Origin of the sequence: Algibacter sp. AS12, from assembly GCF_046736315.1 — a bacterium.
In the GTDB taxonomy this organism is placed as follows: Bacteria; Bacteroidota; Bacteroidia; order Flavobacteriales; family Flavobacteriaceae; genus Algibacter_B; species Algibacter_B amylolyticus.
Map to the genome: position 1 here is coordinate 2,314,045 of NZ_CP151841.1, position 18,662 is coordinate 2,332,706.

General features: G+C 33.9%; 14 protein-coding genes. 10 read left to right on the forward strand and 4 right to left on the reverse strand.

The annotated features are described in order from the left end of the window. The first annotated feature begins 140 nt into the window (after nt 1–140). The 9 genes from AAFN75_RS09655 (at nt 141) to fsa (ending at nt 8,129) form a co-directional block, all read left to right on the forward strand. Nucleotides 141–554 carry a hypothetical protein gene (locus AAFN75_RS09655; protein ID WP_411806141.1) on the forward strand — a complete coding sequence of 138 codons (414 nt, stop codon included), beginning with the start codon at nt 141–143 and terminating at the stop codon, nt 552–554. Next, the gene (locus tag AAFN75_RS09660; protein ID WP_411806142.1) at nt 554–979 is read left to right on the forward strand and encodes a hypothetical protein; all 426 of its coding nucleotides are present in this window, start codon (nt 554–556) and stop codon (nt 977–979) included. The genes AAFN75_RS09655 and AAFN75_RS09660 overlap by 1 nt, the downstream gene beginning before the upstream one ends. Beyond that, entirely contained in the window at nt 966–1,364 is a 399-nt protein-coding gene (locus tag AAFN75_RS09665) for a PAS domain-containing protein (protein WP_411806143.1), read from the forward strand. Before AAFN75_RS09660 ends, AAFN75_RS09665 begins: the two co-directional genes overlap by 14 nt. 165 nt (nt 1,365–1,529) lie before the next feature. Beyond that, a complete protein-coding gene (locus AAFN75_RS09670) occupies nt 1,530–2,321 on the forward strand; it encodes a PAS domain-containing protein (RefSeq protein ID WP_411806144.1) in 792 nt (263 codons plus the stop codon). Nucleotides 2,322–2,335: 14 nt separating this feature from the next. Next, nucleotides 2,336–2,815 carry a response regulator gene (locus AAFN75_RS09675; protein WP_411806145.1) on the forward strand — a complete coding sequence of 160 codons (480 nt, stop codon included), beginning with the start codon at nt 2,336–2,338 and terminating at the stop codon, nt 2,813–2,815. A 252-nt stretch (nt 2,816–3,067) separates the two neighbouring features. Further along, nucleotides 3,068–3,547 carry a nucleoside deaminase gene (locus AAFN75_RS09680; RefSeq protein WP_411806146.1) on the forward strand — a complete coding sequence of 160 codons (480 nt, stop codon included), beginning with the start codon at nt 3,068–3,070 and terminating at the stop codon, nt 3,545–3,547. A gap of 45 nt (nt 3,548–3,592) precedes the next feature. Beyond that, nucleotides 3,593–5,164 carry a glycerol-3-phosphate dehydrogenase/oxidase gene (locus AAFN75_RS09685; protein WP_411809280.1) on the forward strand — a complete coding sequence of 524 codons (1,572 nt, stop codon included), beginning with the start codon at nt 3,593–3,595 and terminating at the stop codon, nt 5,162–5,164. Nucleotides 5,165–5,413: 249 nt separating this feature from the next. After that, nucleotides 5,414–7,462 carry a transketolase family protein gene (locus AAFN75_RS09690; RefSeq protein WP_411806147.1) on the forward strand — a complete coding sequence of 683 codons (2,049 nt, stop codon included), beginning with the start codon at nt 5,414–5,416 and terminating at the stop codon, nt 7,460–7,462. Between the two features lie 10 nt (nt 7,463–7,472). Beyond that, complete coding sequence (gene fsa / locus AAFN75_RS09695; RefSeq protein ID WP_144115360.1) at nt 7,473–8,129, forward strand: fructose-6-phosphate aldolase; 657 nt, start codon at nt 7,473–7,475, stop codon at nt 8,127–8,129. A gap of 85 nt (nt 8,130–8,214) precedes the next feature. On the opposite strand, the gene AAFN75_RS09700 is transcribed toward fsa, so the two are convergent. From AAFN75_RS09700 to AAFN75_RS09715, 4 genes are all read right to left on the reverse strand, one after another. Further along, nucleotides 8,215–11,103 (reverse strand): alpha-amylase family glycosyl hydrolase, encoded by a 2,889-nt coding sequence (locus AAFN75_RS09700; protein WP_411806148.1) that lies wholly within the window; start codon nt 11,101–11,103, stop codon nt 8,215–8,217. Between the two features lie 88 nt (nt 11,104–11,191). Continuing rightward, on the reverse strand, nt 11,192–12,550 hold the full coding sequence (locus tag AAFN75_RS09705) for a SusE domain-containing protein (protein WP_411806149.1): 1,359 nt from the start codon (nt 12,548–12,550) through the stop codon (nt 11,192–11,194). Nucleotides 12,551–12,571: 21 nt separating this feature from the next. Next, nucleotides 12,572–14,119: a RagB/SusD family nutrient uptake outer membrane protein gene (locus AAFN75_RS09710; RefSeq protein WP_411806150.1), complete on the reverse strand. Its 1,548-nt coding sequence runs from the start codon at nt 14,117–14,119 to the stop codon at nt 12,572–12,574. 12 nt (nt 14,120–14,131) lie between these two features. Beyond that, the gene (locus AAFN75_RS09715) at nt 14,132–17,248 is read right to left on the reverse strand and encodes a SusC/RagA family TonB-linked outer membrane protein (RefSeq protein ID WP_411806151.1); all 3,117 of its coding nucleotides are present in this window, start codon (nt 17,246–17,248) and stop codon (nt 14,132–14,134) included. 322 nt (nt 17,249–17,570) lie between these two features. Between AAFN75_RS09715 and AAFN75_RS09720 the strand changes: the two genes are divergently transcribed. Next, a complete protein-coding gene (locus AAFN75_RS09720) occupies nt 17,571–18,644 on the forward strand; it encodes a LacI family DNA-binding transcriptional regulator (protein WP_411806152.1) in 1,074 nt (357 codons plus the stop codon). Nucleotides 18,645–18,662: the final 18 nt, after the last annotated feature.

An 18,662-nucleotide genomic window follows, 5' to 3' on the forward strand; every position in this document is an offset into this window, starting at 1 on the left:
ACCGTGGTTTTTGTTTCATGTGTAATTTTCAAAGCGATGCACTTAATTAACTGTAAGTCAAGGTGTTGTGGTTTTTTAATTACTCTTTTTATTGTTTTGGCATACCAATTGTTCTTCAGTTTTCAATAGAATGACTGCTAATGGAAAATGTAAGAAAATGTAATAAGGCTAAGTTTTGGCTCGACGAGGGAATTCTCTTTTGCAAATTTGAAAGAGGAGAATGCACTAAGGAGTTTAGTGAAGAGTTTTTAGAAGAATATGTAAATACAATTACATCAATTTCCGGCGGCAGTTATTTTCCTTTATTAGTCGATCTTAGAATACTTAAAGAAAAAGAAGCTTTTACTGTAATTCAAGTAATAGCAAATAATCTTGAGTTAAAATCAGCTATACTATCAAAGGCCTTTGTGGTCAATTCCTATTTTATTCAATTAGCACTCGTTGCTTTAAGAAAAATATACGACCCTATAATTCCAAACAAAATTTTTAAAAATTATAATAATGCGATTTCTTATTCGCTAGAAACTAATCATTTTTTTAATGCTCTCTCATAATGAACCCTATTAAAAAAGAAATTAAACTTAATAAAGCACGATTTTGGACAGATTCTCAAGGAATTCTCTTTTGCGAATTCAGTAACACAGAAACCTATTTAACACTAGAGCAAAATACTTTAGAAGAGTATGAAGTTGCTGTTTTAGAGTTGTTGGAAGGCAGATCTGCTCCATTTATAATTGATGTTAGAGATAATCAAGGTAATCTAAGTACATCTGCCGCTAAATTTTTCGCAAGTAGTTTGGTTTTTAAAAAGGCAAGAATTTATGAAGCATTTATTGTCAATTCATTAAATACAAAATTATTAATAAACTCATATAAGAGAATTTATGAGCCCAACACGCCATATAAAATCTTTAAAGATTTTGATGAAGCCTTGGCTCATTCTATAAACGTTAAACAAATATTCGATGCAAGCAATTAAACATTACATGTGGCGCACAAATCCAGAGATTGCAATTTCTGAATTTATAAAAAGCAATGTAGCCGTTTCCGTTTCAGATAAATTGGGAAGAATAGTATACGCGAACGATCGTTTTTGTACCATAACCGAAAGTAAAGAAAGTGAGCTTTTAGGCGTGGTAAATAGATTGTTTGTTTCCGATATTCGAAAAGATCCTTTTTATAAAGAGTTATGGAAAACTATAGAAAACGGACAGGTATGGAAAGGGATTTTGTCTAGTAAAACAAAAACAGGGAAGCAGTTTGAGTTAGAATCTACAATTGTGCCAACAAAAGACAACGACGGCAATATTGAAAGTTTTGTGTCTATGTACTTAGATGTTTCTAATAAAGTGGAATGTCAATAATAAAAGATAATCAACACATTTAAAATAATTCATTTAAAAAAAAATAATTATTAAAAAAAGGTAAATTTTAAGCTTGTTTGACTTTTGGCAATGTGCCGCAAATCTAATTTTCAACAATATTATTATAGTCTTTGATTAATATTTTAAATCAAGAACAAACATGTTATGAAACTAATGAAACAAGAAGTTTGGAGAGATAATCCAGATAGTATGTTAGAAGCATTTTTAGATAATCACACAAGTATTTCTATTATAGATATTATAGGTAGAATAGTTTATGCCAATCATAAATTTTCAGAGTTAATTGAAATTCCTCATCATAAAATTGTAGGGGAATTAAATACAATTTTAAAATCTGGAAGACATGCTAATCCTATTTATAAGGATATATGGTCGGAGATTAAGAATGGTGGAATCTGGAAAGGAATAATAACAGATTATACAAGTTCGGGTAAATTGTATAGGTTAGATACCATGATAGTACCCGGAAGAAATGAGTCAGGAAGCATCGATAAGTTTGTTGCTTTCCATTTTAACGATCAAGCAAATCATGACGCTAAATTAAAAGTTATAAGCACTGAAACGCCTAATAAAACGTATTATAATTGTATTTCAAACTCAGTGCTTTCAATAAATGCCTTTGCCGAAATTATAAATTCTAACCAGGGCTTTGGGAAATTATGTGAGAAAGAAGTTTTAGGGTGTAATTTATATGGTTTTATAAACCCAATTTTTCACAATAAGGTTAAGCAAATTATTAGAAATGTTTTTGATAACGCTAAGCCAGATCAATTTCAAACTTATGGTGTTAATTCTGAAGGTGAGGATGTTGTTTTTATTTCACAAATTGGTCCTGTAATAAATACTAGAGGTATTGTGGTTTCGGCTACCATATCTACGCAAGAGTTAAAAGATTTTAGTAAACTTAGTAAAGACATTAGTTTAAACATAAATTAAAAAACTAAAATAGCTTGAAACCATTAAGAAACATAGTGCTAGTAGATGATAGTGAAGTAGATTTATTTATAATTAAGCAAGTTGTTGAACAGTTTGATGAAACAATTAGGGTTGTAGATTTTAGTAGCCCGGTAACAGCCCTTGAGTATTTAAAAATCTCTTTACATCCAAATAATCTTAATCATTTAACACGACCAGATATGTTGATTTTAGATTATGATATGCCACAATGTAGTGGTTTTGAGTTTCTTGATAGACTAAGAGAATTGGATTTTTTAGATGTCAAGGATTTAAAAATATATATGCTTACTTCCGCAATTAATTTGATAGATGTAAATAAGGTAAAAGCAAACTTTTATTGCTTAGATTATTTAAGTAAACCATTAACGGTTGAGGATCTTCATAATATTTCAATTGACTATCGCCCATTTCTTAAAGAGTATGACTATCAGGAAAAAGACATCAATTTAGATGTATATAGAAGAGAGGCGTAATCACGTTTTTAATTTTTTTAAATAAATTATTCATTAGTTTTTTTAATAGCAGGAGGGTTAACAAGAAATTGTGGCTCTCTTTTTTTATTTAAAAACACCTCTTGTAACTTAAATTATATCATTAGAATCGGTACCTTTTTATATCAATTAGTTTGCGTTTATGGTGCGTGATTTAAATATTAGTTCCTAACAAAGTTGCCATGTTTTTTATGTAAATTCACTTTTTAAAAAAAGACGAAAAAGTACTGTTATATGAATGATTTAAATAAAAAACTATTTATGCAAGAGGCTGTAAATGCAGCGATTTCTGGAATGAATAATAATGAAGGCGGTCCTTTTGGCTGTGTCATAGTAAAAGATGGCAAAATAGTTGGTCGAGGTAATAATAAAGTAACATCAACAAACGACCCTACGGCACATGCCGAGGTTACCGCAATACGAGATGCTTGTAAAAACTTAAATTCATTTCAATTAGAAGGCTGTGAGATTTATACATCATGTGAGCCATGTCCTATGTGTTTAGGTGCGATTTATTGGGCAAGACCAGATAAAGTATATTATGGCAGTAACCAGATAGATGCCGCAAATATAGGTTTTGATGATGCCTTTATTTATAAAGAAATTCCTTTGCCTTACGAAAATAGAAGTATTCCTTTTAAACAACTAGGAAGAGATATTGCTATTGAAGCATTTAAGAAATGGGAAATTAAAATGGATAAAACAGAGTATTAAAAATACAGGCTGTGATTCGATTTTTAAAAGCGTTAATAATTAAAAATATTCAATTTGTTTAGTAGAGAAACTTTAGTAAATCAATTAAAAGAAAATACAGATTGGGATGTAATTGTTATTGGTGGCGGAGGTACAGGTTTAGGTGTTGCGTTAGATAGTGCTTCGCGTGGTTTTAAAACTTTACTTCTAGAACAAGTAGATTTTGCTAAAGGAACCTCTAGCCGAAGTACAAAATTAGTGCATGGTGGTGTGCGCTATTTAGCACAAGGAAATATCGATTTGGTTAAAGAAGCACTATACGAACGCGGATTAATGTTGAAAAATGCACCGCATTTGGTAGGCGATCAATCATTCATTATTCCTAATTATAGTTGGTGGGATAATTTCTTTTATACCATTGGCCTTAAAGTGTACGATTTTTTATCTGGAAAATTGAGTTTTGGAAGATCCTCTAGAATTTCAAAAGATGAAACTAAATCACGTTTAAAAACGCTAAAAAAGGGTCAGTTAAAAGGCGGTGTTGTTTATCACGACGGACAGTTTGATGATTCTAGGCTTGCTATAAATTTGGCACAAACTTGTATTGAGCATGGAGCAACGGTACTTAATCATTTTAAAGTAACCCATTTACTTAAAAATAATACTGGCAAAATTTGTGGGGTTCAAACAGTAGATTCTGAAACTGAAGCCACTTATACCTTAAATAGTCGAGCAGTAATAAATGCTACAGGTGTTTTTACAGACGATGTTTTAAAAATGGACAATGCCCAGGCTAAAAATAAAATTCGCCCTAGCCAAGGTGTGCATGTGGTTCTCGATAAATCGTTTTTACCAGGAAACGATGCTATTATGATTCCTAAAACTAAAGATGGTAGAGTGTTGTTTTTAGTGCCATGGCACAATAGAGTTGTTGTAGGAACTACAGATACGCTTATGGAAAGCCACAGCTTGGAACCAAAAGCACTTAGTCAAGAAATCGATTTTATTCTAGAAACAGCCAATGCGTATTTAACTAAACCTGTTGGCAAACAAGATGTGCTAAGTGTATTTGCTGGTTTACGCCCTTTGGCTGCACCAAAAGATAATTCAGAAAAAACCAAAGAAATTTCAAGAAGTCATAAAATTATTAAATCTAAATCTGGCTTAATTACAATAACAGGAGGTAAATGGACAACCTACCGCCGTATGGCACAGGATACCATAAATAGAGTAATTAAACTAGGTAAATTACCAAACGTAAAGTGTATAACTAAAACCTTATTAATTCATGGAGCTGATGGTGCGGTCCATAAATCGAACCATTTGTATGTCTACGGAAGTGATAAAAAACATATTATCGCCCTTATTGAAAAATCTCCTGAGTTAGGCGAGAAATTACATGAACGATTAGAGTTTACAAAGGTAGAAGTAGTTTGGGCTATCAGAAATGAAATGGCAAGAACTGTAGACGATGTTTTGGCAAGACGTGTAAGAGTATTGTTTTTAGACGCCAAAGCAGCGGTAGAAATAGCACCACTTGTAGCTTCTATTTTAGCTAAGGAGTTGGGAAGGAACAAGGGTTGGGAAAAAGAGCAAATTGCTAGTTTTACAAAAATAGCAAGTCATTATATCTTATGAGTTGATTTTTTAATAAATACGTTAATATCATAAACAAGTAACTGCTTTCTATCAGCTATTTTTCATTATTCGTATAATCAACGTGGTATTTTAGAGATGTTAACACTTGTTATTAAAAAATTTTACTATTTATTTACCCCTAACGATTTAAAGATTATATATTTGCAAAAACCGTGTGTTTTGATAGCTATTTAGTTACACAATCACCCTGTTTTTTTAAGCAATTAAATATTAATCATAATTAAAAAAATGAACAAAGACATTAATTTACAGGCAGCAGATAATATAAGAGCATTATGTGTAGCTATGGTAGAAAAGGCAAATTCAGGTCATCCAGGTGGCCCAATGGGAGGGGCAGATTTTATGCATATCCTTTATTCAGAATTTTTTAATTATGATCCATCAGATATGACATGGCCATTTAGAGATCGTTTCTTTATGGATGCAGGTCATTTATCTACATTAATGTATGCACAGTACTATTTACTAGGAAATTATGCTAAAGACGATGTTGCAAACTTCCGTCAATGGGGTTCAATTACTCCAGGGCATCCAGAAGTAGATGTGGCACGAGGTATAGAAAATACATCTGGTCCATTAGGGCAAGGTCATACTATGGGCGTGGGAGCTGCTATTGCTGCTAAATTTTTAGAAGCACGTTTTGGAGATTGGTTAAACCATAAAATTTATGGATTTATTTCTGATGGAGGTATTCAAGAAGAAATATCTCAAGGTGCTGGTAGAATTGCAGGTCATTTGGGATTAAGCAACTTTATTATGTTTTTCGATTCTAATGATATTCAATTATCAACATCTACAGACGAGGTAACTAGTGAAGATACCGCTGCTAAATATGAAGCTTGGGGTTGGAAAGTAGTTACTATCGATGCTCATAACCACGATGAAATTAGAAAGGCATTAACCGATGCAAATAACGAAACCGAAAAACCAACCTTAATTATTGGAAAAACAATAATGGGTAAAGGTTGTGTAGCTGCCGATGGTACTATGTTTGAAGGACACTGTGAATTACACGGTCAGCCAATTGGAGCAACGGGTGCAGATTACGAAAAAACCTTATTAAATTTAGGGGCTAGTGTTGAAAATCCTTTCGATATAAATGAAAACGTAAGTGCCTTATATAAAAAGGTAATTGCAGAAAAAACAGCACAAGCAGCTAAAAAGAAAGCTGTTATAAACGCTTGGAGAAAAGATAATGAAGCTTTAGCTAATAAATTAGATTTCTTCTTATCAGGAAAACTTCCAGAATTAGATTTCGAATCTATCGAGCATAAGGCAGGTTTAGCTTCTAGAGTTGCCTCTTCAAATGTGTTAGCATATTTAGCTGAAAACGTAGAAAACATGATTGTGTCTTCTGCCGATTTATCTAACAGTGATAAAACTGATGGATTCTTAAAAAAATCATCAGCATTACAAAAAGGCGATTTTAGCGGATCGTTTTTACAAGCGGGTGTTGCCGAATTAACTATGGCTTGTATTGCAAACGGTATTGCTTTACACGGCGGAATTATTCCTGTAGTAGCAACATTCTTTGTGTTTTCAGATTATATGAAACCAGCTATCCGTTTAAGTGGAATTCAAGAATTAGGTGTAAAATATGTTTGGACACACGATGCTTTTAGAGTAGGTGAAGATGGGCCAACACACCAACCAGTAGAGCAAGAAGCTCAAATACGTTTATTAGAGAAGCTTAAAAACCATAGTGGTAAAAATAGTTTCTTAGCTATGCGTCCAGCAGATTCAGCTGAAACTAGCGTTGCTTGGAAAATGGCTTTAGAAAACACAGACTCACCATCTGGTTTAATCTTATCAAGACAAGGAATTAAAGATCTTCCTGCTAAAGGCGCATCAAGATATCAAGATGCTTTAGCGGCTCAAAAGGGTGGTTATTTGGTAAAAGAAGTTGCAAACCCAGATGTGGTTTTAGTAGCGAACGGATCAGAAGTTGCTACCTTATTTGAAGCGGCTCAAATACTTGAAGAAAAGGAAAATTTAAAGGTGAGTATAGCTTCTATAATTTCAGAAGGTGTATTCAGAAATCAACCTAAAGAATACCAAAATAGCGTTATTCCTAAAAACACGCCGTTATTTGGATTAACTGCAGGATTACCTGTTAATCTAGAAGGTCTTGTTGGAGATAATGGTAAAGTATTTGGATTAACTCACTTTGGTTATTCTGCACCAGCAAAAGTTCTAGACGATAAGTTTGGGTTTACAGGAGAGAAAGTAAGCAAACAAGTATTAGACTATTTAAACGAATCAGTTTTAACAAAATAAACTAAGAGATATGAAATTTTTTATAGATACAGCAAACCTTGATGATATTGCAGAAGCACAAGCTTTTGGTGTTTTAGATGGTGTTACAACCAACCCGTCTTTAATGGCGAAAGAAGGTATTACAGGTGCCGATAATATTATAGCACATTACAAAAAAATATGTGATATAGTTGAAGGTGATGTAAGTGCCGAAGTCATCTCAACAGATTTTGAAGGTATGGTTAAAGAAGGAGAAGCTTTAGCAGCTTTAAACCCTCAAATCGTAGTTAAATTACCATTAATAGCTGATGGTATTAAAGCTTGTAAATATTTTTCTGATAAAGGAATTAAGACTAATGTAACTTTAGTGTTTTCTGCTGGTCAAGCACTATTAGCAGCTAAAGCTGGAGCAACTTATGTGTCTCCTTTTATTGGTAGATTAGATGATATTTCTACAGATGGTTTAAACCTTATTGCAGAAATTAGACAAATTTACGATAACTACGGTTTCGAAACTCAAATCCTAGCAGCATCTGTGCGTCACACTATGCACGTTATTGATTGTGCTAAATTAGGAAGTGATGTTATGACTGGGCCATTATCATCTATTAAAGGTTTATTAAAACACCCTTTAACAGATATTGGTTTAGCTAAGTTTTTAGAAGACTATAAAAAAGGAAATAGCTAGAATACTATAACCTTTTTAACATAAAAAAGCTTCTCATGTTCCAGATTGGAATTGAGAAGCTTTTTTGTTTTTATTCTGTTTTAAACTATTGTTTTACAAGTTTTAATGTGTTTGTTTCTCCTGATTCGTTAGTTGCTTTTACTAAGTAAATGCTTTGTTTTAAGTGTGCTATATCAAAAGTATTACCTGCTCTAAATTGGCCTCTAAAGGTTTTTACTACTTTTCCAGTAATATCATAAATTAAAACCGACTCCAAAGCTGTATTTACTTGAAATGATGTTGAGGCTGGATTTGGATAGATTTTAGTATTTAATAGCTTCTCATAACTCTTGGTAGATAAGGTTGAGACTTGGTTTCCGTACACTCTAAATTCGCCAGGAGCAAGATTTACCGCAGTGGTTGAGCCATCAATTGTTACAGGTGTAGTGGATTCATCCATCAAGTCATACCAATCTCCAGAATAAGGGAAGTTAGGATTTATAGTTTGGTTTGTTACCGAAAAGTTTGCAATTACAATAACGTTTTTAAGCGCTGTGTCAGAAGACGTGTTTTCGTTTCCAGTATAAATGCTTATTCTTGGTGTTTGTGTACCAGAAGTAATATTATAGCTACCTTCAAAAACGGTTTCATTAATTTTAAGAGCATTTAATCTAGACCAATCCTTATAAACTTGACTCCTGTTAGTGTCATTTAACCAGTTATTGGTCCATTGCGGTTGTGGCTTGGTATCTAATTTACAATCGCCATCATTATTACCATCATAATCGGTGTTAACAACGCCATTAGAGCACATCCAAATAGAATTTTCCATGCCTAATTCGGCAAAATGCCAAACCATTTTTGGTCCTGGCACGGTAAGCGATATGGCGCCTAAAGCGGACATTCTTTTTAAAGCGATATTTAAATCTGTAACATCATGAGACGGATTTGTACTCGTGCCAAAGGCTGTCATTTCATACATAATTCTGTCCTTGTCATGGCTTTCTGGGTACCCAAGTGTGCGCTTTTCAGTAAAACTATGAGCAGTATGCCCCATTCTATCAAAATTAATGTCGGTTGATTGTCCTTGAGCCAAGTTTTTGTAGGGTGTCCACATTTCGCTCCACATCATTACGCCTTTAGGAATAGCATCGCCAATTCTGTAATTAGCCCATTGTTGCTCTTCATTATCTGCGCCTAAATGTTCAAATATCACATAATGAGTTTCATCTAAACTCCATGAATAATCGGCGTACTCTTTTAAGACATCAACCCTGTCTTGCTTGTAGCTATTTGTGCAGCCCTCATCACCAGAGGAGCACTCTTGGGTAAAGCCTTTTGTTAAATCCCAACGAAACCCGTCAATGTTAAATTCTTCTATCCAATGCTTAACTACACGTTTTGTATATACGTTTGTAAACGAGTTTGAATGATCGAAATCAGAACCCACACTATAAGTATGTTTTGCCGTTTCATTAAAGTATGGGTTTTCAGAACTTGGTTCTCCCCAACCATCATTATCAGGGTCGTTCATCCACATACGTACCATAGGGTTTCTTCCAAAGGCATGATTTAATGCAACATCTAATATAACAGCAATACCATTTTGGTGACAAACATCAATAAATTCTTTAAACTTAGCTTCCGTTCCGTAAAACTTATCTAAAGCCATATGGAATGAGGTGTTGTAGCCCCAACTTTCGTTGCCTTCAAATTCCATGATAGGCATAAGTTCAATAGCATTTATATTTAAGTTTTTAAAGTAATCTATTTTATCAATAAGGTCTTGAAAGTTTCTGTCGGCATCAAAATCACGAATTAAAACTTCATAAATAACTAAATCTTCTTTTTTAGGTTTTTCGAAATTTGTAACCTGCCAGTTATATGGTGTTTTGCCTGTTTGTAAAACCGTAACTTCACGATCTTGACCAGATGGATAGGTTGGTAAGTTAGGATATGTTGAAGCCGGAATATAAGGGTCGTCAAAAGGAGATAAAACTAAAGTAGAGAAAGGGTCTGCCGTTTTAACTAATGTTGGAGAATTTGCAATGGGTGTTTTATCTACTACCCAATATTGATAGGTTTCAATTTGCCCAGGTGTTAAACCAGTTAAAGTAAGCCAGAATTTGTTGTTTCTAGAAGGGTCTCGTTTCATGGCGTAAGAAGCATCTGGTTGCCAATTATTAAAACTACCAGCAACATAAACAAAGTCTTTACCCGCAGCATAAAGCACTAGAGTTGCTTTAGTTGGGTCGCTATCATCATAAGTAATACCATCTAAATAGGTTTGCGGCATAACACTAAACTCTGATCCAGGATCAACAATAACAGAAAATGATTTTATTTTTGTTACTCCGCCTATGGTTACTTCTAAAGTGTAATTTCTATTGGCCGTGATATTTGTATCTGTGTATGCATACGAATCAATACCAGATTGTATGTTAATAGTACTGCCATTTGCCTTTAGTATATAATCTGCATTGCCACCAGTATTTGAAGCCGTTATATTATGGTTGCTTCCCGAATTTATAATGGTAGTTGTGTTGCTAGGAGTACTTAATGATAATTGAAAGGCACCAACATTCTCTAAAATATCTTGCGATTTTTTGTCGCCAGAGCCATCTTTAGCTTTAACTAAAAATCCAATTCTTCCAATATTTGTTCTAGAAAAAAATGCTGTAGGTACAAATGATATAGTATAAGTATCTGCACCACTATTATAGGTTAGTTTATTCGCTTCATTAGAGTTATCCCAAGAGCCATTAGTAGGGCAGCCTTGTTCGTTAGCTAAATTGGTATCTAAAGACCAAGCCCAAAGATAAAGTTCGTGTCCTGTTACGCCCCAAGCCACTTCATCAACACTATTGCCTTGTATTGTAATGGTTATGTTGTTGCTTTCTTCAAAAGGAGTAGGAGAAACTGAATGAGTAACCGTTTGTTGTTGTGCAAAACACCAATTAACTGATAGTAAAAAAATAAGTATTAGTCTTTTCATAGCATTTAGTTTTATAAAAAAAGAGGTTGCAAATAGTAAACATGCAACCTCTTTTTAATTTAAAAAATATTTTTTTCTTTAAAAGAGCTTACCTTTTTCCGATAGAGTATTTAATACCCTCGGCATCATTAAAGTCTATGCTAATTACATAGTTTCCAGCTTCAGATGCAATGTTATTGTCTGCGTCAGTGTCTAAAATATTATCACCAGTAGCATCGCCATAACTAACATCCCAAGTATTGTTTTGACGGAATTTAATCTCACCATCTAATAGAGTAATGTTTTCAGCAAACCATACACCTGGTTGAACTTCAGTTAATGAAGCATCAGGTCCAGCCCCGCCCCAATCGTTAAATCCAGAACCAACAACACCATATACATTTGATTCTTCTATTGTATAAGAATTATCATTTAGGTTAATTGTAATTAAGTAATGACCCGCAGTTGATGCTATGTTATTATCAGCATCAGTATCTAAAACACCATCACCAGTTGCATCTCCTAAAGCCACATCCCAAGCATTATTCATTCTAAATTTAATTTCACCATCTAATAATTGAACACCAACTTTAAAAGTATCTGTTGTGTAATCATAGTAAAATTTAGCATCAGGACCTGCACCGCCCCAGTCATTATACCCAGAACCTACAACACCCCATGAAAATGGTTCGAGAGTATAAGAGTTATCATTAGTATCAATAGTGATTTTATAATCACCAGCTGTTACGGCAATATTATTGTCATTATCTCCATCTAAAATCCCATCGTTATTAGCATCACCTAAACTACTATCCCAAGTATTATTTTCTCGGAATTTAATTTCACCATCTAGTAAATTTACGTATGATACGATAACTCCTGGCGTTGCAGTTGTATAAAATTTACCATCGGCAAATGCGCCCCAGTTATTATAACCAGAACCTACAACACCCCAAGAAGCTACTTCAAAAGCACCACCGCCACCAATTACTTCTTCTGGTAAAACAACGTTTAATTCTTGTGTTGCAGAATAGGTTGGAAGTCCTTCGGTTCCTATAAATGCTTTTACTCTAAAGTAAAGCATTCCTGTATTTGGTAAATCTGTATCTGGATCGTTATCCAATCCAGCTGCCTCAGCGAAAGTTAACAAATTACCAATAGTAACGGCAAGTTCATTTCCGTCTGTAGTGCCTACGGTAGTGGCATCTGTAAAATCGCCTAAAATGGAGTTTTCTAACTCGTAAGTAGTGTTTGTTGGTACACCATAATTAGCATTTTGCCATGTAAAACGCTCACCTAAGTTACTTGAAGCGGTTGGGGTTAATATATATTCGTCTAAAAAAGAATTAGAGAAGATAATACCTTCAACAGGTGCTTGAGCAGTGAATACTAAATCGTCTTCCTGATCACAAGCATTGAAGCCAATAAGAGCTATTAATAAAAGCGCTAAAAGTTTAATATTTTTCATAATAGTTTATGTTTAGTTTTTTTAGAATCCTGGGTTTTGAGTTAAATTCGGGTTAGCCTGTAAAGCAGACGAAGGAATTGGATATAGTTTGTAAGTTTCTGGTATTGATGTCCCATTTTTTACACCACCTTTCCATGGCCATAAATACTTATTACCTGTAAACATCCCGAAACGAATTAAATCGGTACGTCTGTGGCCTTCAAGATTTAATTCTCTTGCACGTTCATCAATTATAAATTGTTCTGTTAAATCATTTTGTGTAATAAGACTTGCATTCGATCTTTCTCGAACAATATTTACATATTGCACCGCTGTTCCCATATCTGCTCCAGAAGCATTTCTTACTGCACATTCTGCATACATTAAGTAAGCATCAGCCAGTCTGAATAATGGAAAGTCTGTAGAAGAAAAACTAGAAGGTAATGATGCACCAACAAAATTTGTATTTCTAAATTTTACAGAAGGATACCCATCAGTCCATTCTTTATAGTCTTCCATTTCGTAGTTGTGGCCTTCTGTCCAAAATAAACTTGCTCTCACATCTGTTGAAGTGCTTAAATCGCCAAATAGCCCGTACCACGCTTTACTAGATCTGTGTCCGCCCCAACCTTCAGTAGCTCCAAATTGAGCAAGAGGTGTAGTATCTGCGTTTAAATTTCCATTGACTATGTATGTAGTGTTACCAAAACTCTGACTTACTTGAGCATCGGCAATTAATGGAAAAATAATTTCTGTTGATGAATCATTATCTGCAGAAAATAAACTTACAAAATCGTCTGCCAAAACATAAGGCCCTTCTGTAATTACTTTATTAGCATATATAGCAGCCTTGTCGTAAGCAGGGGTTCCTGTATAAACTTCGGCATTCAAATATAATTTTGCTAATAACATTTGTGCCGCCCCCTTGGTTGCTCTACCATAAGTGTTAGTAGGAGGTAAAAGAGCTTCAATCTCTAAAAGTTCAGATTCAACAAAATCATATAATTCCTGTCTAGAAGCTTCAGGAAGTGATTCTGATTGACCGAAGTTTTCTTCAGTTGCAAGAACCCCTTTTCCAAATACATCAATTAAATAAAAGTTAGCTAATGCTCTAATAAAGCGTACCTCCGAGATAATTCCATCTTTGTTTTCTACGGTTACATTAGGTAGTATAGAAAGTAAGTTGTTACACTGCGGAATGGTAAAGAAAATTCTGTTGTATAAATATCTAAAGAATTTATTATCCGGCGTCCAATCGGTCGTAGTGGTTAACTGGTCTAAACCATTATCTCCCCATCTATTTTTCATGGCATCGGCAGCAAAATCTTGTAAGTTTACAATACCTCTTAAAAAAGGTGATTCTCCAGCATCATCACTAATATCTGAACTTCCTGAGCCATCTGCACCCGAAAGGGCAAAAGATCCATAAAGTCTAGATAAGATTCCTTCCACGGCTTGAGGGTCTTGCTCTAGTACTTCCTCTAACGATAGTTCTACAAGTGGTTTAGTATTTAAATCGTCTGTACAGCTAATGTTAACAGCGAATATTACTACCAAACCAAATAGTAATTTTAAAATTTTATTTTTCATAATTTCTTTAGTTTAAAAATCAATATTTACACCCAAATTATATATCGTTGCTCTTGGATAGAAATCATTATCAATTCCAGTGAAATTCTCAGGATCTTGACCGGAATAATTAGTAATTAAGAATGGATTGTTAACGGCTCCATATATCTTTAAAGATGCATTTTTTATAACATTAGTTAGGGTGTGCCCAATTACAATGTTTTCGCATCTTAAGAAAGATGCGCCTTCAAGAAAGTAATCTGAGTATTGCACAGGATCTACGATGTCTGTAAACACTGTACTTGCTTCGTTTGTATAGAAGTTTAGGGTGTTGTTAAATGAATTACCATCTAAGGCTAGCGCATTTTCGATGGCGCCATGTGTTAATCGTCTAGAATTGTAAATTTCTCCATCTAATTGACCTCTAAAACTTGCGCTTAAATCCCAGTTTTTATAATTCATGTTAAAACCAAAACCAAAAGTCCAATTAGGTTGAATCGCTCTGTAATATCTATCGGCTTCGGTAATTCTACCATCATCATTTAAATCGACGAATGAGCCTAATATAGGATTTCCAGCCGCATCATATACTTGTTTTAAAACCCAAGCAGAACCAGCTTGTTCACCTAAAGCATGTCTTAATAGAATATTACCAGTTCCTATGGCAAGACCACCATCTGGTGCATTAATTTGTTCGACACCTTTTAAGTCGGTTACTTCAGATATGTTATAAGAAATGTTTCCGTTAAAAGATAAATTAAAAGCTTCATTTTGAACAGGATTCAAGTTTAAATTCAACTCAAAACCTTTACTTTCAGTAGAACCTACATTTTGAATAACTTGATCGCTTAAAGCTTGTCCTGGAGGCACTCCTGTAAGTACTAATAAATCTGAAGTTTCTCTTTTAAAGATATCGAAAGATCCTGAAAGAAAACTATTTTTAAAGAAATCAAAATCTACTCCAGCATTATAAGTTATTGTTTTTTCCCAAGTTAAATCAGGATTAAATTCTTTAGCATTATATAAATTAACACCAGATATATATTGGCTTTCAGGCGATCCTATTTCAAATAATGGAATTGAAGGATAAAAACCTACTTGTCCAGAAATATCTTGCTGGCCAGTTTCTCCCCAACCAAATCTTAATTTAAAATCGTTAACAAAATTCACATCTTTTAAGAAGTTCTCCTCCTTTACTTTCCACGCTAATGCTGCAGAAGGGAAGTAACCCCAACGGTTTTCTTCTGTAAAGAAAGACGATCCATCTGCTCTTAAAGACGCAGTAAGAAGGTATTTGTTAGCTAAATTAATATTTGCACGCCCAAAAAACGACTGAAGGTTTAATTCATTAAAATATCTATTATTAGGATTTAAAGCATCGAAATTTCGAACTCTTTCGCCAGTAACAGGGTCGTTTTCATATTCATCTTTATTACCATCATTTTTGAAATTCTGGTATGAGTATCCTGCTTGAACATCAAAATTATTAATAAATAAATTATCAAACTCCTTACGATAAGCAAGGTAAGATTCCATGGTTACGTTAGTAATATGTTGTCTTTCTCCAAAACTTTTACCAGGATTAAAAATAAATGTGCCCGCCGGAACATTAGTATCTGGAACCAATGTGTAAGAGTTAATGGCATTGTTGGCAAATTTTTCTGTAATCTCAGCTCTAGCGGCCTCTAAACCTAAATTAACAATAGCTCGTAATTCTGGTAAAAAGTGCATCTTATAATCTAATTCTATATTTCCAAGAATACGATTTACTTTTTCTGGTCGAGATCTTTGAAGTAAAACACCTAAAGGGTTGCCTGCTCCAATTTTTGCGTTAGGATCATTAGGATTGTCCGATGTTTGAAGTTGTTGGTAGAAACCATCAAAAATTGAATTGTTATCGTAAATTGGTTTTGTTGGGTCCATTGAAATAGCACCTCCTAAGGCAGCACCATCATCAATAGCGTTTTTGTCAACTACAGTACCTTTAGCGTTAATATCCACTTTTAAATGATCATCGAAAAACTTTGGTGTTAATCTTAAAGATGCCGTAATTCTTTCGTAATCGTTTGTTCTTACAACACCTTCAGTTTCGTTATATCCAACAGATGCTCTAACAGGTATTTTTTTTAATAAATTTCCTCTTACACCAAAATTATAATCTTTGGTTACAGCTGTTCTGTAAATAACATCTTGCCAATCCGTATTATAAATTTGACGTTGTATAGGGTTGCCATCTTTATCCGTTAAGTCAATAACAGTACTTGGTTGATTTGTGTCAACGCTTCCAACAGGAACTCCTAAAGCACTTAAGTTGTCTGGAAAATATGTTTTCGCAAATTGTACAAATTCGTTACCATTCATTACTGGAACTTGGTCTCTTGAACTAACATTACTTAATGAGGTTCTAGCAGAAAAATTAAATTTAGTTTCACCCGACGTTCCTTTTTTAGTAGTGATAATAAGTACACCATTGGAGGCACGTGAACCATAAATAGCAGTTGCAGATGCATCTTTAAGGATACTAAAACTTTCAATATCGTTTGGGTTAATTAAACTCAACGGGTTGCCAACTCCGGCAACACCGCCGTTATCCAAAGGTACACCATCAATAACAATTAATGGCGCGTTGTTTCCGGAAAGTGACGATCCGCCTCTAATACGAATATTAGGCGCAGCATCTGGTTGTCCGCCAGCACTTGTAATTCTTACACCAGCCGCTTTACCTTGTAGTAATTGGTCTGGAGATACAACGGCTCCTTGGTTAAAATCTTTTGCCGAAATAACATCAACCGCACCAGTTAAGTCTTCTTTTTTAACACTACCATATCCAATAATAACGATTTCATCTAATTGAGATGTGTCTTCGGTTAATTGTATATCTAGAGTTGTTTGTCCCGAGTAGGTAACCTCTTTAGGTTGAAAACCAATAAAGGAAAATACAATAACGTCTCCGTTATTCACTTCAATACGGTAGTTTCCATCAAAGTCTGTTGCGGTACCATTATTGGTTCCTTTTACAACAACATTAACTCCAGGGAGAGGAATTGAAGTTGATTGTTCTGTCAATGAGCCCGTTAACAGCGTTTGCCCAAATATATGGACGGGAGCCAAAAACAGAAAAAACAGTAAACTATTAATAGTTGTTTTCATACAAATTAATTTAAATAATTAGTTGTTTTAGTTTGTTTATATTTTCACTTCTCAATCCAAACCTATGTAAAGAAATTGTAAAGAAATAATTAATCATTACGAAATATTTTACGAAAACGTTTTCGTGTTGACAACTTTTTAAAATTATAGCCTTATAATAAGAATTTGATATATTTGACGATATTTTAAATTATCTTATATCTTTACAGAAACATTATATTTATTGCTATTTTAGTTTTAGAAACGTGATGGTGAGGATCTTTATCTCATCTAGTATTATTAACAAGAGATTTCTGATTAAGCGGTAAAATATTTTAATTATATGAAAAGAAAGATAACACTAAAACAAATTGCAAAGGAGTTAGATGTTTCCGTTTCAACGGTTTCTAAGGCGCTTAGTAATAGCAAAGAAATTAGCGAAGATACTACTCAAAAAATCCAAGCTTTTGCTAAATTATATAACTATAAACCCAATAATATAGCCCTTAGTTTAAAGAATAGAAAAACTAAAACCATAGGTATCTTAATACCAGAAATTGTACATCACTTTTTTTCAACGGTTATTCGAGGTATAGAGCGTGTAGCTAACCGCAGAGGTTATAATGTTATTGTAGGTTTATCAAATGAGTCGTTTACAAAAGAAATTATAAACATGGAAATGCTAGCCAATGGTAGCATTGATGGGTTTATTCTTTCCATTTCAAAAGAAACTTTACTAAAGCAAGATTACCATCACTTTAACGCTACAATAAACCAAGGTATGCCTATTGTTATGTTTGATAGGGTTGTTGATGAAGTAGATTGCGATAAGGTAATTGTCGATGATTTTAATGGTGCTGTAAAAGCAGTAAAAAAACTTATTGAAAACGATTGTAAACATATTGCTTTAATAACCACATTGGATTACGTAAGTGTTGGTAGATTAAGAACCCAAGGGTATTTAGAAGCCTTACAGAGTAATGGAATAGAAGCTAATTCTAATCTCATATTAAAAATTGACGACAGCTTAGATGTTGAAAATAATTTGGATGTTTTGGAAACAGAAATAGCTCAATTTTTTAAATCGAATCCTAATATTGATGGTGTTTTTGCGGTTAATGAGCTTTATGCAGTTTCTGCAATGAAAGTGGCTAGGAAACTCGGACTAAAAATACCAGACGATGTTCAGGTTATTGGGTTTACCGATGGGGTTTTGTCCAAACACGCAACACCAAGCCTTACAACGGTTAGCCAACATGGGCAAAAAATAGGCGAACAATCGGCCAATTTATTAATTGATAGACTGGAGGCCGAAGACACGCAACCCGAGCAATACTTTACTAATAACGAGCAAAAACGTGATTTTATAAAGTTAGTTATTGAGACAGAAATTATTGAAAGAGAATCTACTAAATAGTTTCGTAGAAGGCTATGC